At 68.3% G+C, this 21,303-nt stretch carries 22 protein-coding genes and 1 riboswitch; of the genes, 9 read left to right on the top strand and 13 right to left on the bottom strand.

Features of this window, described 5'->3' with window-relative positions:
• Positions 1 to 64: 64 nt before the first annotated feature.
• The 3 genes from HYG77_RS09475 to HYG77_RS09465 form a co-directional block, all read right to left on the bottom strand.
• Complete coding sequence (locus tag HYG77_RS09475; protein WP_109327378.1) at positions 65 to 646, bottom strand: resuscitation-promoting factor Rpf1 domain-containing protein; 582 nt, start codon at positions 644 to 646, stop codon at positions 65 to 67.
• Positions 647 to 655: 9 nt separating this feature from the next.
• Positions 656 to 870: riboswitch (cyclic di-AMP (ydaO/yuaA leader) on the bottom strand.
• Between the two features lie 236 nt (positions 871 to 1,106).
• Positions 1,107 to 1,484, bottom strand: coding sequence for a YccF domain-containing protein (locus HYG77_RS09470; RefSeq protein WP_208962497.1), 378 nt, complete (start codon positions 1,482 to 1,484; stop codon positions 1,107 to 1,109).
• Positions 1,485 to 1,536: 52 nt separating this feature from the next.
• Positions 1,537 to 1,776, bottom strand: coding sequence for a hypothetical protein (locus HYG77_RS09465; protein ID WP_208962496.1), 240 nt, complete (start codon positions 1,774 to 1,776; stop codon positions 1,537 to 1,539).
• Positions 1,777 to 1,919: 143 nt separating this feature from the next.
• Between HYG77_RS09465 and HYG77_RS09460 the strand changes: the two genes are divergently transcribed.
• Positions 1,920 to 2,330, top strand: a complete 411-nt coding sequence (locus tag HYG77_RS09460) for a cold-shock protein (RefSeq protein ID WP_109334893.1) — start codon at positions 1,920 to 1,922, stop codon at positions 2,328 to 2,330.
• A 71-nt stretch (positions 2,331 to 2,401) separates the two neighbouring features.
• Here HYG77_RS09460 and HYG77_RS09455 read toward each other — a convergent pair whose 3' ends face one another.
• The 3 genes from HYG77_RS09455 to HYG77_RS09445 form a co-directional block, all read right to left on the bottom strand.
• Complete coding sequence (locus HYG77_RS09455) at positions 2,402 to 2,887, bottom strand: DUF2771 domain-containing protein (RefSeq protein WP_109327384.1); 486 nt, start codon at positions 2,885 to 2,887, stop codon at positions 2,402 to 2,404.
• A gap of 6 nt (positions 2,888 to 2,893) precedes the next feature.
• Positions 2,894 to 4,564, bottom strand: a complete 1,671-nt coding sequence (locus tag HYG77_RS09450) for an MFS transporter (protein ID WP_109327386.1) — start codon at positions 4,562 to 4,564, stop codon at positions 2,894 to 2,896.
• Between the two features lie 70 nt (positions 4,565 to 4,634).
• Positions 4,635 to 5,441: a glutaminyl-peptide cyclotransferase gene (locus HYG77_RS09445; RefSeq protein ID WP_208962495.1), complete on the bottom strand. Its 807-nt coding sequence runs from the start codon at positions 5,439 to 5,441 to the stop codon at positions 4,635 to 4,637.
• A gap of 38 nt (positions 5,442 to 5,479) precedes the next feature.
• Between HYG77_RS09445 and HYG77_RS09440 the strand changes: the two genes are divergently transcribed.
• From HYG77_RS09440 to HYG77_RS09430, 3 genes are all read left to right on the top strand, one after another.
• On the top strand, positions 5,480 to 6,355 hold the full coding sequence (locus tag HYG77_RS09440; RefSeq protein ID WP_109327390.1) for a DUF3027 domain-containing protein: 876 nt from the start codon (positions 5,480 to 5,482) through the stop codon (positions 6,353 to 6,355).
• A 176-nt stretch (positions 6,356 to 6,531) separates the two neighbouring features.
• Positions 6,532 to 9,099: an ATP-binding protein gene (locus tag HYG77_RS09435; protein ID WP_208963338.1), complete on the top strand. Its 2,568-nt coding sequence runs from the start codon at positions 6,532 to 6,534 to the stop codon at positions 9,097 to 9,099.
• Positions 9,089 to 9,634, top strand: coding sequence for a phosphatase PAP2 family protein (locus tag HYG77_RS09430; protein WP_208962494.1), 546 nt, complete (start codon positions 9,089 to 9,091; stop codon positions 9,632 to 9,634). Before HYG77_RS09435 ends, HYG77_RS09430 begins: the two co-directional genes overlap by 11 nt.
• Positions 9,635 to 9,676: 42 nt before the next feature.
• Here the strand turns inward: HYG77_RS09430 and HYG77_RS09425 are convergent, their stop codons facing one another.
• Positions 9,677 to 9,925, bottom strand: coding sequence for a DUF2530 domain-containing protein (locus HYG77_RS09425; RefSeq protein WP_208962493.1), 249 nt, complete (start codon positions 9,923 to 9,925; stop codon positions 9,677 to 9,679).
• Between the two features lie 77 nt (positions 9,926 to 10,002).
• Between HYG77_RS09425 and HYG77_RS09420 the strand changes: the two genes are divergently transcribed.
• The 3 genes from HYG77_RS09420 to HYG77_RS09410 all read left to right on the top strand — a co-directional run bounded on the left by HYG77_RS09420 (position 10,003) and on the right by HYG77_RS09410 (position 13,349).
• Entirely contained in the window at positions 10,003 to 11,457 is a 1,455-nt protein-coding gene (locus HYG77_RS09420) for an NCS2 family permease (RefSeq protein WP_208962492.1), read from the top strand.
• Between the two features lie 33 nt (positions 11,458 to 11,490).
• Positions 11,491 to 11,922: a MarR family transcriptional regulator gene (locus tag HYG77_RS09415; protein ID WP_109327398.1), complete on the top strand. Its 432-nt coding sequence runs from the start codon at positions 11,491 to 11,493 to the stop codon at positions 11,920 to 11,922.
• Positions 11,923 to 12,017: 95 nt separating this feature from the next.
• The gene (locus HYG77_RS09410; RefSeq protein WP_208963337.1) at positions 12,018 to 13,349 is read left to right on the top strand and encodes an MFS transporter; all 1,332 of its coding nucleotides are present in this window, start codon (positions 12,018 to 12,020) and stop codon (positions 13,347 to 13,349) included.
• A gap of 16 nt (positions 13,350 to 13,365) precedes the next feature.
• Here the strand turns inward: HYG77_RS09410 and HYG77_RS09405 are convergent, their stop codons facing one another.
• The 6 genes from HYG77_RS09405 to HYG77_RS09380 all read right to left on the bottom strand — a co-directional run bounded on the left by HYG77_RS09405 (position 13,366) and on the right by HYG77_RS09380 (position 20,133).
• Positions 13,366 to 14,220: a xanthine dehydrogenase family protein subunit M gene (locus HYG77_RS09405; RefSeq protein ID WP_109327400.1), complete on the bottom strand. Its 855-nt coding sequence runs from the start codon at positions 14,218 to 14,220 to the stop codon at positions 13,366 to 13,368.
• Entirely contained in the window at positions 14,217 to 16,592 is a 2,376-nt protein-coding gene (locus tag HYG77_RS09400) for a xanthine dehydrogenase family protein molybdopterin-binding subunit (RefSeq protein WP_208962491.1), read from the bottom strand. Before HYG77_RS09400 ends, HYG77_RS09405 begins: the two co-directional genes overlap by 4 nt.
• Positions 16,589 to 17,122: a (2Fe-2S)-binding protein gene (locus HYG77_RS09395; protein ID WP_208962490.1), complete on the bottom strand. Its 534-nt coding sequence runs from the start codon at positions 17,120 to 17,122 to the stop codon at positions 16,589 to 16,591. The genes HYG77_RS09400 and HYG77_RS09395 overlap by 4 nt, the downstream gene beginning before the upstream one ends.
• Positions 17,123 to 17,218: 96 nt before the next feature.
• On the bottom strand, positions 17,219 to 18,334 hold the full coding sequence (locus HYG77_RS09390) for a VWA domain-containing protein (RefSeq protein ID WP_208962489.1): 1,116 nt from the start codon (positions 18,332 to 18,334) through the stop codon (positions 17,219 to 17,221).
• A 5-nt stretch (positions 18,335 to 18,339) separates the two neighbouring features.
• Positions 18,340 to 19,233 (bottom strand): MoxR family ATPase, encoded by an 894-nt coding sequence (locus HYG77_RS09385; protein ID WP_109327412.1) that lies wholly within the window; start codon positions 19,231 to 19,233, stop codon positions 18,340 to 18,342.
• Between the two features lie 60 nt (positions 19,234 to 19,293).
• The gene (locus HYG77_RS09380; RefSeq protein ID WP_208962488.1) at positions 19,294 to 20,133 is read right to left on the bottom strand and encodes an SDR family NAD(P)-dependent oxidoreductase; all 840 of its coding nucleotides are present in this window, start codon (positions 20,131 to 20,133) and stop codon (positions 19,294 to 19,296) included.
• Between the two features lie 70 nt (positions 20,134 to 20,203).
• Here HYG77_RS09380 and HYG77_RS09375 point away from each other — a divergent pair, with 70 nt between their 5' ends.
• Together HYG77_RS09375 and HYG77_RS09370 are read left to right on the top strand one after the other, a co-directional pair.
• Complete coding sequence (locus tag HYG77_RS09375) at positions 20,204 to 21,010, top strand: RNA methyltransferase (protein ID WP_208962487.1); 807 nt, start codon at positions 20,204 to 20,206, stop codon at positions 21,008 to 21,010.
• A 2-nt stretch (positions 21,011 to 21,012) separates the two neighbouring features.
• Entirely contained in the window at positions 21,013 to 21,300 is a 288-nt protein-coding gene (locus HYG77_RS09370) for a DUF2537 domain-containing protein (RefSeq protein WP_208963336.1), read from the top strand.
• Positions 21,301 to 21,303 lie beyond the last annotated feature (3 nt).

Genomic DNA, 21,303 nt, shown 5'->3' with positions numbered 1-21,303 from the left:
CAACGGCAGAAGAGGGGCCCTGCACCGCAATGGTGCAGGGCCCCTCTTCGCTGTGCCGAAGGACTTACTGCGGAAGCAGGGCCCGGTTGGCGTCGATGAGCTGCAGGATCTGGGGATCGATCTGGATACCCTGAGCCTTGACGGCCTCGATGGCCGAGTCGATGGCGTCCGCAGCCTGCGGGGCCGCATTGGTGCTCGGAACGCCGCTCGTGAGGTCGGGGAGCGCCGGGGCCTCCGGGACGTCGGGCACGGTGGCCGGCGCGTTGCGCTGGGTGGGGGCGCTGCTCAGGCCGAGGCTCGAGGAGCAGGACGGCCATGCGCCCCATCCCTGCGAGTCGAGAACACGCTCGGCAACGACGATCTGCTCTTCGCGTGAAGCCTGGTTTGCGGTGGCGGCGTACTGGCTGCCGCCGTGTGCGTTCCACGTGCTGGGCGAGAACTGCAGGCCGCCCTGGTAGCCGTTTCCGGTGTTGATGCCCCAGTTTCCGCCGGACTCACACTGCGCGAGGCGGTCCCAGTCGGAATCAGGCGCTGCGTTCGCGGTGCCCGAGAAGGCTGCTCCGGCGACGCCCATGATGGCGCCGGTGACGGCGACCTTGGCGACGGTACGGCCGGTGGTGGTGGGCTTGCGATGACGTCCGCTCATAGTGGGTCGAGATCCTCTCCACACGCGCCTGCGAGGTCAGCTGTCGGGTTCGGGCTGAGAGGTCGCCCGGCCTCACCCCTCCTGGCTTGGAGAGGGTCTGGCTTCACCCCAAGGTCCGACTGTGCGTGGCACATTCGGACCGGTGTCCGCCTGGGAACTGGAGTTCCCTGGAGGACTTTGGGTCCCCCGTCCTCGTCCCTGGAATGCTTCGTCGGGACTCCGGTACCCGCGGGACGAGGCTTGGCGCGGCGGGCCGGATGTGGCCGATGTTTGCTCGACCGCTGACGACGGTAACGGTCCGAGGCCTCAGTGTCACCATTTGATAACGCCGCGTGTCCGTGCCTGATGCAGCCCACTATTCGGGGGCCTCGCAGACTCTTCCCAGCTAGTAGCGGCGAGACGTGCCTATCGCCGACCCGTTGCCCTTCTGTTACCGGGTCGTTATGTGAGTAACGTCACATCAACGTGGAGCGTCGACTATGTCCTTGCCGAGAGGCATGAGCGAGATCGGAACCATCTTGATGTTCGCCACGGCGAGGGGGATACCGATGATGGTGATCGCCATGGCAACCGCGGTGACGACGTGGGCGATCGCCAGCCACAGACCGGCGATGATGAACCAGATGACGTTGCCGATCAGCGACGCCACCCCGGCCGTCGGTTTGTCGACGACCGTCTTCCCGAACGGCCACAGCGCGTAGACGCCGACGCGGAAGGAGGCGATCCCGAACGGAATGGTGATGATCAGAATGCAGCAGAGGATTCCGGCGACGAAGTAGCCCAGGGCGAGCCAGAGCCCACCGAAGATCAGCCAGATGATGTTGAGCAGAAGTCTCATGATCGTCCCGTCGTAGTGAGGGTCTGGATGTCGTCGCCGAGCGTGTGCACGATCAGCGTGTTCGTCGGCCCTGTCTCAGCGCCGACACGATCCCGAGGAGGAACCCGATCGGGCACGCGAGCGCGATGAGATACAGGACGAGGCCGGGATCGCTGTCCGAGACCACCGGGGTGAGAAAGATCGCCACGATCGCGAGGAATCCGACCGCGAACAAGGCAAGCGCCACCCGCAGCAGACCATCGTGGGTGCGGGGGGTCCCGGGCGTGCTCGGGGGAGTCGATTCTGGGGGCACACCAGCAACGATAATGCCTGGAAACCCGAATGCCGGAGGCAGTGTGTGCAAGGTAGACTGTGGATACTGCGCGTCCCGCACCAAAGGTGGGGCGCGTTGTTTTGCATACCAATTGCACTTCAAGTGATGAGCGGGTGAACGCGGTGCCGACCGGCAAGGTGAAGTGGTACGACGTCGAAAAGGGCTTCGGCTTTCTGTCGCAGGAAGAGGGGGAGGACGTCTATGTTCGTTCGTCCGCTCTGCCCGAAGGCGTCGAGGGCCTCAAGGCCGGTCAGCGCGTCGAGTTCGGCATGGCCGCCGGGCGGCGCGGTCCGCAGGCGTTGAGCTTGAAAGTGCTCGACCCGGCGCCGTCGCTGCGCCAGAACGCCGCACGCAAGGAACCTTCCGCGAAGAAGCACACCCCCGACGAATTGCACGGCATGGTCGAGGACATGATTACGCTTCTCGAGGCGAAGGTGCAGCCCGACCTGCGCCGGGGCAAATACCCCGACCGCAAGACGGCTCAGCGCATCTCCGAGGTTGTCCGCGCCGTCGCCCGGGAACTCGACAGCTGACAGAACGCTTTCCGAAAAAGGAACCCCGCACCACGACACGGTGCGGGGTTCCTTTTTCGCTTGCTGTCGAATCAGGCCGTCTTGATCGACCAGGCGGCCCGCGCCTGCGTCAGCCCCTGCTCGTCGATGACGGCGGAGGGCAGCTGGATCTCGACTCCGGCCAGCTGTAATTCTTCCGTCGACGGCACGGTCACTGCACGGGTCTCACCCGCGCGGTGCGCCCTCTCCTGCACGACGACCTGCCCCGACGGGTCCTGATAGACGACGACCATGCGCCACGGTGCGTCGACGATCTCCTGCGGCAGCGACAACTGCAGCGCCGATCCGGGGGGGACGTCCAGTTCGGCAAGCCGGCCCGTCTCGCAGTTCTCGAGATACAGATTGCAGAACGCCAGTGGCGCCACCTGCTCCGCGTGGCCGTGCGCGAAGGCGGTGATCTCGGGCAGGCGGGGATCGGAGTCCCGAATGAGCGCGTATAGAACCCCGACGAAGGCCACGGCCGTCACCACCAGTCCCACGGTGATCAGTGCCAGGGTCTTCTTGGTTCGCGCCTGCATACTCACTTACGTCACATTTCCCGTCGATCGGTCGGCCCTGTGGGTCGAGATTGGCTGAGTTACTTCCTGTTCGGCGAGGTCGGGCCGCTTTCCGCCGAGCCCTGGCAGCAGCGTGCTGCCCCGGTAGGTGAGGACCGTCTGCACCAGCCCGACGGTCATAACCGCCGACACCACGGTGAATCCGATCCAGTACTCGGTGGGGAGCAGGACGCCCAGCGCACCGCCCACCACCCAGCTGAGCTGCAGCACCGTCTCGGAACGACCGAATCCCGAGGCGATCGATTCTTCCGGCAGATCGTGTTGCAAGGATGCGTCCAGCGACACCTTGGCCAGAGCGCTCGCCGCCGACCCGACGAGGGTGGCAACGGCTGCGGTCAACAGGTTGTCGGTGACGGCAGCGATCACCGCCACCACCCAGACGGCGCCCGTGCAGCGCAGGACGATCAGAGCGGGACGGCCGAGTTTGAGGCGGGCGCCGGCGGCGTTGCCGGTGAAGTTCCCGATGCCGGCAGCTGCCCCGACCAAGCCCAGCATCGCGGCCTGGATCAGTGGTTCGTGGTCGGTCCGGGACTTCGCCACGAACGCGATGTACAGGGTGAGGAACCCGGTGAGCACGCGGATCGTGCTGTTGCCCCACAGCCCGGTGATGACCGCCCGTCCCAGCGGCTGCCTGCGCTTACCCGACTTGGGCCCGGCGTCCGCCTCCGGCATCACGCGGGTGCGGTCGATGACCTCGGTGTGTCGGTCGTCACCGTGATAGGTGAGGGTGGCCGGGACCTCGCCTTCGGTCACCTCCACCCACGACGGGATACGCATGCTCAGGTAGGCGCCGAGGACGGTGATCACCGCTGCCAGCCACAACGTCGCCATGGACGATCCGGTGACCAGCGCGAGAGCGCCGGCGAGAGCGCCCGCGCCGATGGTTCCGCCGAGGAGACCGAAGACGGTGAGCCGGGAGTTGACCCGGACGAGGTCGATCTCGGGCGGTAGTACTCGTGGTGTGACAGCGCTCTTGAGGACCGAGAACGACTTACTGAGCACCATCATCCCGAGTGCGGCGGGATAGAGCACCCAGCTGTCGAAGTTGAAGACCAGGATGATCGCGAGCGCGGTACGCAGTCCGAACGACGACGCGAGGGCGATGCGCCGACCGTGCTGAAGACGGTCGAGCATCGGGCCGATCAGTGGGGCGATGACCGCGAACGGGGCGATGGTGATCAGAAGGTACAGCGCGACCTTGGTCTTGTCCTCGCCCGTCGCCGCGGAAAAGAACAAGGTGTTCGCGAGCGCGACGGCGATGGCCGCATCGGTCGCGTTGTTGGTCATCACCGCATAGGTGAGCGCGGTGAGTCCCGATTTGTCCGCACCATCTGCCTTCGCTGCCCGGTGGAAAGTGGCGATCGTCCTGTTGGTCAGCTCGCGACTGCGCATGGCGGCTACCCGGGTGACCGTGAGCTTGCGCGGCATCGGCGGCGCCTTGGGTGCATTCGCCCGGTCCTCCTCCGACCGGGATCGCTGCCCACCGCCCACTGGATGCAGGGGCGGCAACGGCGTACGTCGTCCTCCGGAGCGGGCAGCCGGAGGATAATTGTCGTAGCCGGGATGAGCGGTTGGCCCGGAATTGCCGTGGGGCGCCCGACTGCTGTCGGAGTCGAAGGGTTCGCGCGGTCCGGTCACTCCCCAATTCTGTCCTAGTCGGCGGACATCCGACCACAGCAACCCCGGGCAAGCTGGTGGGACCGGCCTGTCAGGGAACGAATCGGACCTCGAACATTCGCGGCCAGTATTTTCCGGTGAGGAGGAAACGGTCGGTTCCGGGAATCTGGGCGACGCCGTTGAGGACGTCGACGTCCCGCGGCCCGGGCGGCAACGCGTCGCGTAGTGCGCTCGCGTCTATCGCCGCGATCACGCCGCCGTCGGCGGGGTCGATACGGACGAGGGTGTCGGTGGTCCACACATTGGCGTAGACGGTGCCGTCGTCCGCGCACTCGAGTTCGTTGAGGTGAGCGACGGCAACCCCGTCCCGGCGCGCCTGGACGGTGCGCTGCGCTTCGAACGTTCGGGAGTCGCGGAAGGTGAGGGTCGACGAGCCGTCACTGGTCACGAGACTGCCGGCAAGCGCGCAGATGCCCCAGCCCTCGGCGTCCAGTGCGACCCGTCGCTGCTCGCTCAGGGTCTCCCGGTCCCGAGCGATGGCCACACCGTCACGCCAGGTCAGCTGCCACACCGTGTCGTCGACGACGGTGATGCCCTCACCGAACAGAGGGGAAGGGAGCTCGGCCCGAGCGCGGACGGTCCCGCTGCCCAGGTTCGTCGCACGAACCCACGACTCGCCGCTTCGACCTGTCCCCTCGAAGAGATCGTCGCCGGCGATCTCGAGCCCCTGAGTGAAGGCATTCGGGTCGTGATCGAGGGTGCGCAGTATCTCCACACGCAGCTCGGCGTCGGGGGCGTCGGCCGCTGTGGGGGCCTGCGCGGAGCAGGACGTCACCATCATCGCGACCCCGAGGAGGGGCGCCGCGAGTGCGGGGACGAGGTGCCTTCCTCCGGTCATCGGACCAGCATGACAGCCCAGGTGGGCATCCACTTGCGGTGGTGCGGCAAACTGGTGGTGTGAGTGTTGCTTCTTCCGACGAGCGCGCAGTGTCGCGCCCCGTACTGACCGACGCCGTCGAGCTCGCCCGAACCGCGCTGGCCGAACTGCAGGACGGGGGAATCGGCGAGTACCTGGGTGTCACCACCGAGGACGAGTGTGCCGCGACTCACCGTTTCGTTGCCGACCTTCCGGGCTACCGGGGCTGGCAGTGGGCGGTGGTGGTGGCCGCTGATCCCGCGGCGGATCACGCCACCGTCAGCGAAATCGCCCTCCTCCCCGGACCCGATGCCCTCGTCGCCCCCGACTGGATTCCCTGGGATCAGCGCATTCGGCCGGGTGATCTGTCGGCCGGTGACCTGCTGGCACCCCCGGCCGGCGACCCCCGGCTCGTTCCCGGCTACGTCGCCAACGGCGACCCCGAGGTCGACGACGTCGCCCTCGAAATCGGGCTCGGCCGCAAACAGGTGATGAGCCTCGAGGGCCGTCTCGACGCCGCGCAACGCTGGCACGACGGTGAGTACGGTCCGGATTCGGAGATGGCCAGGGCGGCCCCGTCCACGTGCTCCCTGTGCGGGTTCTATCTGCCGCTCGCCGGGTCGCTGCATCGAGCGTTCGGCGTGTGCGGCAACGAGTTGGCGGCGGACGGGCACGTCGTCGACGCCGAATACGGATGCGGGGCCCATTCGGACACCTCGCTGCCGTCGGGTGCCGGTTCGCCGCAGTTCGACGCCTACGACGACGGCGCCGTCGAGATGGTCGAGGGTCCGACCGGAACCGAGGCCGGGAACGCCGACCCCGACACGGAGACAGTGACGGCCGAGGCGACCGCGGCCGGCAACTCCGACGTGGAGGATTCCGCATCGACCAGCTAGCCGATCCTTTCGGCACGGGTGCCCTTCGGGACTCGACGCTGCACGCGTGGCGCACCTCACCCACCCGGTTGAGGGAAGACGCCGCCGCGGAGTCCGATCTCGTCCACGCCGGCTACCGCGACCGGTTGCTGACCGAGCTGGCGCAGAACGCCGCCGACGCGGCAGCGCGCGCGGGCGTGCCCGGTGAGCTCTGGGTGCGTCTCGACGGGCGCGTGCTGAGCGTCGCCAATACGGGTGCGCCGCTGGACGAGTCAGGGGTGCAGGCTCTCGTCGCCCTCCGCGCGTCGAACAAGTCGGCGGGCACGGTCGGCCGTTACGGGGTCGGTTTCACCGCGGTGTTGTCGGTGAGCGACGAGGTGGAGTTGCGATCGACGTCCGGTTCGGTCGCCTTCTCTTCTCGGCGCACGCGATCTGCGCTCGCGGAGTTCGACGGCGCCGATCCGGGTGCCGATGTTCCGGCGCTGCGCCTCGCGTGGCCCACCGACCACCGTCCCGTCGCGGGGGCGACGTCCGAGGTCGTCTTGACGCTGCGCGACACCGTCGACGCGACTGCGTTGCTGTCCCACATGGCCCGTGAGGCGCCGGACCTGCTGCTCGAGCTTCCCTCCCTGGACTCGATCACCGTGGGGGGCAGGGAGTTTCGAAGACGAGAGCACCCACTGGCATCCGGGCTGACCGACATCGCCATCGGCGACGACCATTGGTGGCAATTCGAATCCGGGCGGGCCCGGTGGCTGGTCCGCGTGGTCGACGGCGTCGTGCGCCCCTCTGCCGACGACGTTCTGCGTGCCCCCACTCGTTCGGACGAGGAACTGTCGATCCCGGCAATGTTGATAGCGGACATTGCGATGCAGCCCGATCGCCGGCGGGTGCTGCCCGGCGTATCGCTTGCCGAGGTGACGGTCGGTTACGCCGACTTCGTGGCGGCATTGCCCCCGAAACAACGACTGGCGCTGGTCCCCTTGCCGGGTTTCGCTCGCAGCGAGGTCGATTCGGCTCTGCGGGAACGGCTGCTCATCGAACTGCGGGAGAAACCGTGGCTTCCCACAGTCGGCGGTAAGGACAGGGCGCCCAACCGGGCATCGGTCGTTCCCGGACTCAGTGACGAACTCGCCGAACTCCTCGCCGACATCGTGGACGGCCTGGTGGTGCCGGAACTGTCCGGACCGCGCTGGGCCCCCGCTCTGGCCGCCGTCGACACCCACAGGATCGGACTCGCCCGCATCGCCGAACTGCTCAGCGGGATCGACCGCGAGCCGACGTGGTGGGCTCGCCTGTACGCCGCGCTCGAACCTTTGGCCATCGACGCACTCGCGGCCGAGGAACTGGCCTCCATTCCCGTGCCGCTGTCGGACGGCCGCACGGTGACCGGACCGCGAACGGTATTGCTGGGCCACGACATCGGAGACGTTCTCGGTGTCGACTGGACGCGGCTGGTCCACCCCGAGGCGGCGCACTCGCTGCTGTCGAGGCTCGGCGCCAAGACCGCGACCGCCGTCGACCTGCTGTCCGACCCGGCACTGCGGGCCGAGATCGAGGACCTCGATCACGACGACGTGGCGGCGGCGGCGGAATTGTCCACCGTGGTGCTCGCGCTTGCCACACACGCCGAGCCCGGCGCCCTGCCGTCGTGGGTGGGCGAACTCCTTCTGCCCGACATCGACGGCGAATTGCGCGGCGCCGACGAATTGCTCCTACCCGGTGCACCTCTCGCGGCGGTTCTGGTGGACGACTCGCCGTTCGCGTCGGTGGACCCGGCTTTCGCCGAGCGGGTGGGCGAGACAGCATTGCGTGCCGTCGGTGTGGGCTGGGGCTTCACCGTGCTGCGCGCAGAACTGCCCACCGGGCCTGATCACGACCTCGACGACGAGAACCGCTGGTGGGACACACTCGACGACGATCCCGAGACGATCGACGCCGTACGTGACCTCGACCTCGTGGACGAGGACCGCTGGGCGACGGCTCTGACCATGCTCGCGACGGATCCGTCGACCCGCCCACTGCTCGCGGACCGCCGCGGCTACACGGCGTGGTGGCTACGGCACAACGCCGAACTGGACGGCCAGGCCCTGGGATTGCTCCGCGAACCGGGCGATGACACGTTCACCGGGCTACTGGACGCCGTCGATCATCCGGAGTCGGGCGTGTTCGCCGCGGCGCTCGCCTCACCCGCCGTCGATACTCCCGAACTGGCGCAGCTACTCCTCGATCGTCTCGCCGACTCCAGGCGGCAGCCATCCCCGGCGGTGATCGTGCGCACGCACACCCTGCTGGGCGCGGCCGCTGCTGCGGGGGTCCTCGACCTCGACGAACTACACCTGCCGGACCATGTGCGCGCCGTCACCGGCGCTGTGATCGACGCCGGCGCGGCGCTGGTGCTCGACAAGCCGTGGTTGTCCGCCGCAGTCCCGCACGACCGCCTGGTCGCCGGGGCCCTCGACACCGGTGAGGCACTGGCCGACCTGCTCGATGTCGCCACAGCCTCCGCGGCGGTGCGGAGCGTCGTGACCAGCACCGGCCGCCCGGTGTCGTGGGAGCTCGAACCGACGGCAGTGCTCGCCCACGTCAGCATCGGCCGGCCCCTGCCCCACGGCAAGGTCGTGGTTCATCCGCAGCTCACCGTATCGCTCACCGGTGCCCTCGATGTCGAAGTGACCGTTCCGTGGTGGGTGGACGAAGACGGCACCACACACGTCTCCGCGTCCTGGGCGGCAGCCACCTGGGGTGTGCCAGATGCCCGTTGACAGCAGTGTCCTGAAGGGGGCGATCGAGGACCGGCCTCTGTGGCTGGTCGACGTCGTCACGGCGATCACGAACAGCGGGGGAACCGTCGCCGCGTGGATCATCTCGGTCGTACTCACCGTCACACTGCTGCGGCAGGACCGCCGACGGGACGCCCTGCTCGTCGGCGGCGCGATGCTGTCCGGCTGGGCGGTAATGAGCGGCCTGAAACAACTGTTCCGGCGCGACCGACCACCGCTCCCCGAACGGCTGGTCGACATCTCGACCTACTCGTTCCCGTCCGGCCACGCCATGATGACCGCCACCCTGGCTTGTGTCGTCGGCACCGTGGTCGTTCGCCTCGTCGTGCTTCCTCATGTCCGCGCGGCAGCGCTGACCCTGCTCGGGCTCTACACGCTGATGGTCGGGCTGTCGCGGGTCTACCTCGCGGCGCACTGGATCACCGACGTCCTCGCCGGCTGGGTCTTCGGGGCACTGTGGGCGGCCTTCTGGATTTTGCTGACCCGCTCACCCGCCGGCACCAGCACCCGCCCCTAGAGCAGACCCTGCTGCGCCACTAGAGCAGACCCTGCTGCGCCCCTAGAGCAGACCCTGCTGTGCCCCCCGACTGCCTCGCCTCGCCGCCCGCCGCTGCAGCGCGAACAATCCGTAGCCGAGGAACCCGACGGCGACGCCCGCGATACACGTCGGCAACGCATCCGCCCACCGGTCGCCCGTGACGATCACCACGACCATCGCCACAACCCACGCAAGCGTGCCCAGGATCAGTGCAGGTCGCGGGTCGGCGAGGCGCCGCGTGAGGGGTTGTCGGTCTGCGGTCTCGTTCACCGGAAGAACGCTACCCTCGTCACCGTGCCCTAATCTCCAGTAGCGACGCGCGACTTCTGGCGATGGGGATTGAGAACATGGGTGCAGCTCCGAAACTGCTCGACAACTACTTCAGAATCACCGAACGTGGTTCGACAGTGGGCACGGAGATCCGCGGCGGTGTGGTCAGCTTCGTCGCGATGGCGTACATCGTGGTCCTCAACCCGTTGATTCTCGGCAGTTTCTCCGCGGACGACGCCGTCGCCAAGACGGACGTCCTCGGCAACATCCTCCCCGTCAACCAAGTGGCCGCGGTCACCGCCCTCGTGGCCGGGCTGATGAGCATCGTCTTCGGCATCGTGGCCAACTATCCCTTCGCGATCGCGGCGGGCCTCGGTATCAACAGCCTCCTCGCCGTCACCATCGCGCCGCAGGTCACCTGGCCGGAGGCGATGGGCCTGGTGGTGATCGACGGAATCATCATCGTCGTCTTGGCGCTCACCGGTTTCCGGACCGCGGTGTTCAACGCCATTCCGCCCGAACTGAAGTCCGCGATCGCCGCCGGCATCGGAATGTTCATCGCGTTCATCGGCCTCGTGGACGCCGGATTCGTGCGACGCATTCCCGATGCCGCCGGAACGACGGTCCCCGTGGGCCTCGGCATCAACGGATCTATCTCTTCCTGGCCCACAGTGACCTTCGTATTCGGTGTCCTGCTGATGGGCGTACTGGTAGTCCGTAAGGTGCGCGGTGGATTGCTGATCGGCATCGTCGTCACCACCGTGCTGGCGGCGATCATCGAGGCGGTCGCCGGAGTGGGCCCGTCGCTCGGAGTGAACCCGAACGGTTGGAACCTCAGTGTGCCCGAGGCTCCCGATGTCGTCGCGGAACTCCCGGACCTGAGCCTCGTCGGCGACGTCAGCCTCTTCGGCGCCTTCGTCCGCATCGGCGTGCTGGCCGCGAGCCTCCTCGTGTTCACACTCGTGCTCGCCAACTTCTTCGACGCCATGGGCACCATGACCGGACTCGGCAAGGAAGCCGGTCTCACCGACCAGGAGGGCAACCTGCCCAACATCGGGCGGGCGCTCGTCGTGGAGGGAACCGGCGCCATCGTCGGAGGTGGCGCATCCGCTTCGTCCAACACGGTCTTCGTGGAGTCCGCATCCGGTATCGCCGAGGGCGCGCGCACCGGCCTGGCGAATGTCGTGACGGGACTGCTCTTCCTGGCCGCGATGTTCCTCACCCCGCTGTACTCGGTGGTGCCGATCGAGGCGGCCGCACCAGCCCTGGTCGTGGTGGGCGCCATGATGATCGGCCAGGTTCGCGACATCGACTTCTCGAAGTTCTCGATCGCGTTGCCCGCGTTCCTCACCATCGTCGTGATGCCGTTCACCTACTCGATCGCCAACGGCATCGGTGTCGGCTTCATATCCTGGGTGGTCCTGAACGCTGCGAGTGGCGGTGTCAAGAAGATTCACCCGTTGATGTGGGTGGTGGCAGTGCTGTTCGTGGCGTACTTCGCAGTGGACCCGATCACCGACGCAGTAACGTAAACGACGGCCCATCGGTCCCGTATTGTCATTCCCGTGACCACGGATACGCGCGCACTCGCCAGCGACCTCTCTTTGGCCGTCGTGCGCCTCACGCGTCATCTGCGTGGGCGTCGCGTCGACGCCCAGGTGTCGCTTACCCAGCTGTCTGCGCTGGCCACCCTTGCCCGCGACGGAGCCATGACGCCGGGCAATCTCGCCGCCCGTGAGAAGGTACAGCCGCCGTCGATGACCCGGGTCATCGCCTCGCTCGTCGATCTGGGACTGGTCGAGCGCGCAGCGCATCCCACCGACGGCCGCCAGATCATTGTCACCCTCTCCGATGCCGGTCACGCGCTGATCGCCGACGAGACGCACGCCCGTGAAGCCTGGATGAACGAGCGGCTGTCCGGACTCGACGAGGACCAGTTGAAAACGCTCCGCGACGCGGTCGGCATCATCACGGCCATCGTCGCCGACTCCGAGTAGCCGCACCGAAGCGCAGGCGCTTCGGCCGCCGGGAGCAAGATGGAACGGTGCCACCCGAACCTGACGCCGCCTCACCCGCCCGGCAGAAGACCGGAATGTTCGCCGCCCTGCATACCCGCAACTACCGGCTGTGGGCCTCGGGGCAGATCGTGTCCCTCGTCGGGACGTGGATGCAACGGGTGGCGCAGGACTGGCTCGTCCTGACCCTGTCGGACGGCAACGCCCTTGCGGTGGGCATCGTGATGGCACTGCAGTTCGGTCCGACCCTGTTCCTGTCCGTGTGGGGTGGCGTGCTCGCCGACCGCTACGACAAGCGGCGAATCCTGATCACCACCCAGGTGGCGATGGCGTTGTGCGGCCTGGTGCTCGGCCTGCTCGACGTGGGTGGGGTGGTCGCGCTGTGGCACGTGTACCTCATCGCCTTCGTGCTGGGTTGCGCCTCCGCGATCGATGCACCGGTCCGTCAATCGTTCACCATCGAAATGGTCGGCAGGGATTTCCTTCCCAATGCCATCGCGCTCAACTCGATGACCTTCAACACCGCACGCATCATCGGCCCGGCGGTGTCCGGGGTGCTCATCACCCTCATCGGCACGGGCTGGGTGTTCCTCCTCAATGCCGCCACGTTCACCGGGGTGTTGGTCGCGCTGGCGATGATGAATACGCGGGAACTGTTCACCGCCCCGCCCGCGGAACGCGGTAAAGGGCAGGTGCGGGCGGGCTTTCGTTATGTGTGGAGCCGCGCCGATCTACGCGTGCTCATGATCGCGGTGTTCCTGGTGTCGACGTTCGGGCTGAACTTTGCCCTCAGCCTGGCTGTGCTCGCCCGCAACACCTTCGGGCAAGGCGCGGACGCCTACGGGCTGCTGTCCACCACCCTGGCCGTCGGCACGCTCGCGGGCGCTACGATCGCCGCGAAGCGCCGGACACCGCCGCGGTTGCGTACGTTCCTCGGTGCCGCGGCAGCGTTCGGCGCGTTCGAGATTCTCGTCGGGCTCATGCCCACCTATTTCCTCGTGGCCGTCATGCTGGTGCCCACCGGGGCGCTCACCCTCACGTTCACCACGGCGGCGATGAACATTCTCCAGATGTCGGTGCCGTCGGAGATGCGGGGCCGGGTGATGGGTATCTATATGCTCTGCTTCCTCGGTGGCACTCCGCTGGGCAGTCCGGTCCTCGGCTGGCTCGCCGACGTCCTCGACCCGCGTGCACCCCTCGTGATCGGCGGTGCCATCTCATTGGTCAGCGGCCTCGGCGCTGCCCTGTACCTGATGCGGCACGCGAAGGTGCGACTGAAAGTACGCAGACCGGATGCGGGCCGCTACCTTCCGGTGTTCGAGCTGCACAACGTCGTCGACCCGCACCCGGTCGTGGTGTGCGACGCCACCGAGCAGGCGGTGGAAGCCGGCCGCGACTCGCGGCCTTGACGGCTGCCGCGACCGTTCAGACGCCGACCGCCGTCGCCACGGCCCGCCGGGTCAGCACTCTCGCGAGGTGGCTGCGGTAGTCGGCGTCGGCGTTACCGTCGGTGACCGGGTCGGTGCCCTCGGCCGCGTGCTCGGCGGCCGCCCGGATCAACTCCGGATCGGCGGCCTTGCCGACGAGCGCGTCCTCGACGCCGCGAGCGCGCACCGGCACGGCCCCCATGTTGGTCAGCGCCACCCGGGCCTGCCGGATCGTGCCGCCGTCGACCTGAATCGTCGCGGCCACCGCCACGATCGACCACGCCTCCGCGACGGTGTTGAACTTCTCGTACCGCGCCTCCCAGCCGGTGTGTTTCGGGATCCGCACATCCGCAAGTATTTCGTCCGGGTGCAGTGCCGTCGTGTAGTAGCCCTCGAAGAAGTCGGCGACCGGAATGCTCCGCCTGCCCGCGGTCCCGACCGCGGTGAGGGTGGCGTCGAGTGCCAGTGCCGGTGCGCACAGGTCACCCGCCGGATCGGCATGCGCCAGAGCGCCACCCAGCGTGCCGCGGTGCCGGATCTGCGGATCGGCGACCGTGCGGGTCGCTTCGACGAGCAGCAGCGCATGCTCCTGGACGAGCGGGTCGCGGATCATGTCGTAATACGTGGTCATCGCGCCGATCACGATGCTGTCGCCGTCTTCGCGCACACCGCGCAACTCGCCGATCCGGCCGAGATCGACGAGAGTGCTCGGCGAGGACAGGCGCAGCCGCAGCACCGGTAGCAGGCTCTGGCCGCCCGCGAGTATCTTGGCGTCGTCCCCGGCCTCGGCGAGTGCGGCCACCGCCTCTTCGACAGTGGTCGGGGCTACGTAGTCGAAGGTCGACGGAATCATCGGGCACCTCCCTGAGCGGACCGGATGGCGTTCCAGACCCGCATCGGTGTACAGGGCATCGCGATGTCACGCACCCCGAACTGTCGGACGGCGTCGAGGACGGCATTGACGACGGCCGGTGTGGATGCGATCGTTCCCGCCTCACCGACCCCCTTGACGCCGAGTGGATTACCGGTGGCGGGGGTCTCGGTGCGGCCCGTGGTGAACTTCGGCAGATCCGCCGCGGACGGTACGTGGTACTCGGCGAAGGAACCCGACAGCAGAGTGCCGGACTCGTCGTACACCGCCTCCTCGTACAGGGCCTGCGCGATGCCTTGGACAAGTCCGCCGTGCACCTGACCCTCGACGATCAGCGGGTTGACCACGTGCCCGATGTCGTCGACGCACACGTAGGACCGGATGCCGACCTTCCCGGTCTCGGTGTCCACCTCCACCGCGCACAGATGCGTGCCGTGCGGGAACGAGAAGTTCTCCGGATCGTAGGTGGCCTCGGAGTCCAGGTTCGGCTCCACCCCGTCGGGCAGATCGTGCGCGGCGAACACGGCGAGCGCGACGTCGGCGATGCCGACCGCCTTCTCGGTGCCCTTCACCCGGAATCGTCCCTCGGTGAACTCGAGATCGTCCTCGGCGCACTCCATCAGGTGCGCGGCGATGGGCCGGGCCTTCGCGATCACCTTCTCGGCGGCCTTCACCACCGCGATCGCCCCGACGGCCAGCGACCGTGAACCGTACGTGTCCATGCCACGCGGCGACGTCTGGGTGTCGCCGTGTAACACCTCGACGTCCTCGAACGGAACCCCGAGCTGATCCGCGACCACCTGGCTCCACGCGGTCTCGTGTCCCTGGCCGTGCGCCGACGAACCGGTGACCACCTCGACCTTGCCGGTGGGCAGCATTCGGATCGCCGCGTGTTCCCACCCGCCGGCCCCGTAGGCCAGCGCGCCGAGGGTGCGTGACGGCGCCAGACCGCACATCTCGGTGAAGGTGGACACCCCGATGCCGAGTTGCACCGGGTCCTTTCGCTCGCGTCGCTCCGCCTGTTCGCGTCGGAGACCGTCGTAGTCGAACAACTCCCGCGCGCGCTCGGTGGCGGCCTCGTAGTTGCCGGAGTCGTAGGTCAGGCCCGCGACGGTGTCGAACGGGAACTCCTCGTGGGTGATCCAGTTCTTCGCCCGCAGTTCCAGCGGATCCATTGACAACTCGGTCGCGAGCTCGTCCATCATCCGCTCGATCGCGAACGTCGCCTCCGGCCGCCCCGCGCCGCGATAGGCGTCGGTGGGCACCTTGTTGGTGAACACGTTGGTGCACGTGAAGTGATACGCCGGGAACTTGTAGATGCCGTTGAACATGAACGCGCCCAGGATCGGCACCCCCGAGGTGACCAGGCGCAGGTACGCGCCCATGTCGGCGAGAAGTTCGACCTTCATCCCGGTGACGGTGCCGTCGCGGCGGGCGGCCAGTGTCAATTTCTGGATCTGGTCGCGCCCGTGATGCGCCGCGACCATCGATTCGCTACGCGACTCGGTGTACTTGACGGGCTTGCCGAGTCGCCGCGCGACGAGCAGAGCGATGACTTCCTCCGGCGTCACCTGAAGTTTGCCGCCGAAACCGCCGCCGACATCCGGGGCGACGACGCGCAGTTTGTGTTCCGGTATGTCGAGCGTCATCGCCAGCATCAGCCGCAGGATGTGGGGGATCTGTGTGGCCGACCACATGGTGATCTGAGCGCCGGTCGGGTCGACCACCACCGAGCGGGGCTCCATGAACGCCGGGATCAGCCGCTGCTGCCGGAACGTGCGCTCGACGAGGACCTCGGCGTCGCGGATGGTCTGCTCGACGTCGCCGCCCGTGCCTGCCTCCGCAGAGTCGAAGGTCCAGGTGGCGCTGACGTTCGTCCCGAGATCCGGGTGCACGAGTTCGGCGCCGTCGGCGGCCGCGGCCGCGAGATCGAGCACGACCGGCAGTTCGTCGTACTCGACGTCGATCGCCTCGAGTGCGTCGTGAGCCTCGTACGCGCTGCGTGCCACCACAACCGCGACGGCCTCGCCGGCGAAGTTCACCCTGTCGACCGCGAGGGACGGGGCGGGCGGCGACTTCATGTCCGGTGTGATCGGCCATGCGCACGGCAGGCTGCCCTGCTCGGCGGCGAGGTCGGCGCCGGTCAGGACCGCGACGACACCGGGCATCTCGCGGGCGGCAGTGGCGTCGACACCGGTGATCCGGGCATGTGCGAACGGGCTGCGCAGAATCGCCAGGTGCTGCATACCCGGCAGCACGAGGTTGTCGGTCCAGCGGGTGCGTCCGGTGACCAGATGCTCGTCTTCCTTGCGCTTGCGGGCCTTTCCGATTTCCGGTTCGGCGGTGGCGGTCATCGCACACCTCCCTGCGCGGTGTCGGTCTTCGGTGCATCCGCCGTCGTCGGTGTTTCGGTGGTGCTGCCGCCGCGCAACCGCTGCGCCGCATCCTGCACCGCGCTGACGATGTTCTGGTACCCGGTACAGCGGCACAGATTGCCTTCCAACCCCAGCCGCACCGTCCGCTCGTCCGGGTCGGGTTCCTCGGCGAGCAGGTCGAGGGTCTGCATGATCATGCCGGGGGTGCAGTAGCCGCACTGCAGGGCGTGGTTGTCGCGGAACGCCTGCTGCACGGGGTGCAACGTCCCGTTCCGGGACAGGCCCTCGACGGTGAGGACGTCGCCGCCGTCGGCCTGCACGGCGAGCACCGAGCAGGACTTGACGCTGTGACCGTTCAGGTGAACGGTGCACGCCCCGCAGTTTCCGGTGTCGCAGCCGATGACGGTGCCGACCTTGCCGAGCCGGTCCCGAAGATAGTGGACGAGGAGCAGTCGCGGTTCCACCTCGTCCGTGTATGCCGTTCCGTCGACGGTGACAGTGATGCGCATTGCGCCTCCAAAGCCGGGAGCGTCAGGTGATACGTCCTACTTTGCGCCGACGGAGCGCGAACAACACCCGAAATCGTGGAACCGGTTCAGGATCGGTCACGTTCGACGTGCGACCTCGAGCAGTTCCTGCAGTGTCGCGAGACTGTGGCCGGCGAGCAGACGATCGACGAACGGCAGGGCGGCCGCGATCCCGGACTGCACCGGCTCGTATCCGTCCGCGCCGGCGTGCGGATTCACCCACAGCACGGTGCGCGCGAGCCGGCGCAGCTGAGCCATCTGCTCCGCGAGCAGCGCCGGGTCACCGCGCTCCCAGCCGTCGGAGAAGATCACCACGACCGCGCCGCGGGCCACACCGCGCCTGCCCCAGCGGTCCAGGAACGCGCGAAGCGTCTCGCCGAGGCGGGTGCCGCCCGCCCAGTCGGGCACGGCCCGGCCCGCGGCGGCGAGTGCCACTTCCGGGTCGCGGGCCCGCAGCGCCCGGGAGAGCCGCGTCAGGCGGGTGCCCAGCGAGAACACCTCGGTGCCGCCCGGGTTGCCGCGGGCGACGACGTGCGCAAAACGCAGCAGTGCGTCGGCGTACGGGCTCATCGATCCGGACACGTCGATGAGCAGCACCATCCGGCGTGGCCGGGTGGCTTTGCGGTGGAGGCTCGGCCGCACCGGTTCGCCGCCCGCCGCGAGCATGCCCCGTACGGTGCGCCGCGGGTCCACCGTCCCCCGGCGGGCCGGGCGCATCCGGATGGCCGGGCGGGTCGGGGGCCGCGGACGCAGGGCGGCGATCAACTCGGCGAGGTGCGCGCGTTCGGCCGCGGTGAGGTCGGCGATGTTGCGGTGGCGCAATACCTCGGTGTCGTCCGCGGCGACCCGCAGTTGCGGCGCGTCGCCACCGATGTCGCCGCCGTTCGTCGTGGTCATGGCGGCGGTTCGGGCCCGGCGAGGCAGTTCCCCGGACCGCGGCACTCGGGCGGGAACGGTACCGCCGAACCAGGCTGCGAACGCCGAGTCGTACCGGGGGATGTCGTCGGGACCGCGGCACAGTGTCGCGCGACCTGCCCAGTACACCTGTTCGGGATTGCCCACTTCCACCTCGCGGAGTGCCCGGGTGAAGGCGGCGACGGCGTCCGACGCGACCGGCAGTCCCGCGGCTGCGAGGGCGTGGGCGAGCCCGGCCAACCCCACCAGAGGATCGCCGGCGCCCTGTGCTGCGGGCATGCTTCTCACCCGGCCAGGAGCCGGTCCAGTCCGGCACGGGCGACCCGTTCGAGGTCCTCGCGGTACTTGAGGACGGCACCGAGCGTCGCGGCGGCTGTCTCCGCGTCCAGCACGTCCCGGTCGAGTTCGCGCAGTGCGCGTGCCCAGTCCAGCGCCTCGGCCACCCCCGGCGGCTTGAGCAGTTCCATCTCCCGCAGGGAGTGGACGGCGTGGGCGACCTGCGCGGCGAGGTCGGGGCCGATGCCGGGGATGCGGCGTCGCAGGATCGCGACCTCCCGGGCCAGGTCGGGGTGCTCGAGCCAGTGGTACAGGCAGCGGCGTTTGAGTGCGTCGTGCACTTCGCGGGTGCGGTTGGAGGTGAGCACCACCAGCGGCGGTGTCGCCGCCCGCACCTCGCCGAGTTCTGGGATGGTGACCGCGTTCTCGTCCAATACCTGCAGCAGGAACGCCTCGAATTCGTCGTCGGCGCGGTCGATCTCGTCGACGAGCAGCACGCAGGGGGCTTCGGTGAGCGCCCGCAGCAAGGGTCGGGCCAGAAGGAACCGCTCGGTGTACAGCGAGCGTTCGACGGTGTCGGCCTCGAGCAGGCCGGTGCTCGCCGCCTCGAGCGTCCGCAGGTGCAGCAGCTGCCGCGGGAAGTCCCAGTCGTAGAGCGCCTGCGCGGCGTCAATGCCCTCATGACACTGCAGGCGGATCAGCGGCAGGTCGAACGCCTCCGACAACGCGGTCGCGAGCGACGTCTTGCCGGTGCCGGGTTCACCCTCGCAGAACAGCGGCCGTCCCATACGTATGGCGAGGAACGCGGCCATCGCGACGCCGTCGTCGGCGAGGTAGCCCGTGGCGTCGAGCGCCCGCGCCAGTTCCGCAGGCGAACCGACCGTCGGTGTGGAATCCCTCACCCACGCGAGCCTAGGTGAGTGCCCGCCCCCGGACACGCGACTCGGAGGAGCTTGCTGCCGTCAAGCGTCCGGCTCCACCCTGCCGCGGTCCTCGCTCAACCGCCGGAACATCGCGGTGGCGCCGAACCGCGCGGCCACCCGTTCGACCAGTCCCGGCGCGATCTGCCCCAGAGCGAGCAGCGGGCGGATCGGGGCTCCGCTCTCGACGATCTCGGGCCGGTCACGCCGGATTGCCCGGATCACAGCGGCGGCGACCTTGTCGGTGGTGGTCTCGCCCGTGATCCGGCCGGCCCTGATGCCGCGTTCCGTCATGCGCTGGTACATGCCGTCGCCGGCGATGAATCCGGGGCACACGACGGAAAAGCCGACGGGCGAGCCCGCGTACTCCGCCCGCAGCGACTGGGTGAGACCGATCAGGCCCGCCTTCGTTGTGGCGTACGGCGCGCAGTACGCCGGACCGATCTTCGCTGCCAGCGAAGAGATGAACACCACGTGTCCCCAACCGCGGTCGAGCATCCCGGGAACCACTCGGCGTGTGAGAAGCAGTGGTGCGGTGAGATTGACGTCGACCATTGCGGTGAGCTCGCCGGGGTCGAGTCGGGTGAAGGCCGAGACGTTCTCCACACCGGCGTTGTTCACGAGTAGGTCGAGGGGACCGACTGCCGCCTCGGTGCGTTCGATGAGCGAATCGAGCTGTTCCAGTCGGTTCAGGTCCGCGGGCACGGCCTCGGCGCGCACACCGAGAGCACGCAGTTCACCGACGATTTCCGCGAGTCGATCCTCGCGCCGGCCGGACACCGCGACGGTGACGCCTTCACGCGCCAGCGCCCGTGCGATGACGCGGCCGAGGCCGCCGGAGGCACCCGTCACCAGAGCCGTGCGCCCGTGCAGTTGCTTCATCCCTTCGAGCTTTCGCGTTCGGTGGTGGGGAGTCAACGGGGTGACTCCGCACATACGGCACGATGGACCGGTGGTTTCCGTCATCGACATAGCAAATCCGGCCGATTCGCGGCTGGACAACTTCCGCGATCTCAACTCCTCGGATCGCCGCCCGGATCTTCCCGAAGGTAAGGGCCTGGTGATTGCGGAAGGCGTGCTGGTGGCTCAGCGCCTGCTCGCCTCTCGTTTCGACCCGATCGCGCTGCTGGGCGTCGATCGCCGGCTCGGGGAACTCGCGGACGACCTGGCCCGGGTGGACGTCCCGTTCTACCGAACGACGGCGGATGTCATGGCCGAGGTCGTGGGATTCCACCTCAATCGCGGCGTACTGGCCGCGGCACGTCGGCCGGTGCCGCTCGACTTGCCGGAGGTGCTCGACAGCGCGCGAACGGTCGCTGTCCTCGAGGGAGTGAACGATCACGAGAACCTCGGTTCCATGTTCCGCAACGCTGCCGGGCTGGGAGTGGACGCCGTCGTCTTCGGCAAGGGTTGTGCGGACCCGCTCTACCGCCGGGCGGTGCGAGTGTCCATGGGCCACGTTCTGCGCGTTCCGTTCGCACACGTGTCGGCCTGGCCCCGCGACCTCGACGTGTTGCGCGAGCGCGGGTTCCAATTGATCTCGCTGACGCCGAACCCCGAAGCGATCACCTTGGCCGAGGCCATGACGGGGGAGAAGGTCGCCGTCCTGCTCGGCGCGGAAGGCCCAGGCCTCACCGAACATGCCATGCGCGCCACGGACGTCCGTGCCCGCATCCCGATGGCCCCGGGGACGGATTCGCTGAATGTGGCCACCGCCGCCGCGATGGCGTTCTACGAACGCGTTCGGACGGGTCGGTGACGGTGCCGCCTGCACCACGACCGGTGTCCGGCGCCGGGGTCCCGTGGTTCACGGGGCTACTCGTCACCGGATTCACGGCGGTCATCGTGGCGACCGCGGTCATCGCCTTCGGCACCCAATTGGCCCGCATCAACGCGGTGCTTGCGGTCTTCCTGGAGCTGGTGGTGGTGGCGGGTGTCGCGCCGACTGCGTGGCGGTTCCGCCGGACACCGGTGTGGCGCTGGGTGGTATACGGAATGGGCGTGGGAGTTCTCGTGGGATGGATCGCGGCTATCGCGGGCGCCGGCTGACCG

The sequence above is a fragment of the Rhodococcus sp. ZPP genome (assembly GCF_017656075.1).
Lineage (GTDB): Bacteria > Actinomycetota > Actinomycetes > Mycobacteriales > Mycobacteriaceae > Rhodococcus_F > Rhodococcus_F oxybenzonivorans.
Note: the sequence above shows the minus strand (reverse complement) of the source record. Positions and strands in the feature narration are given on the sequence as shown.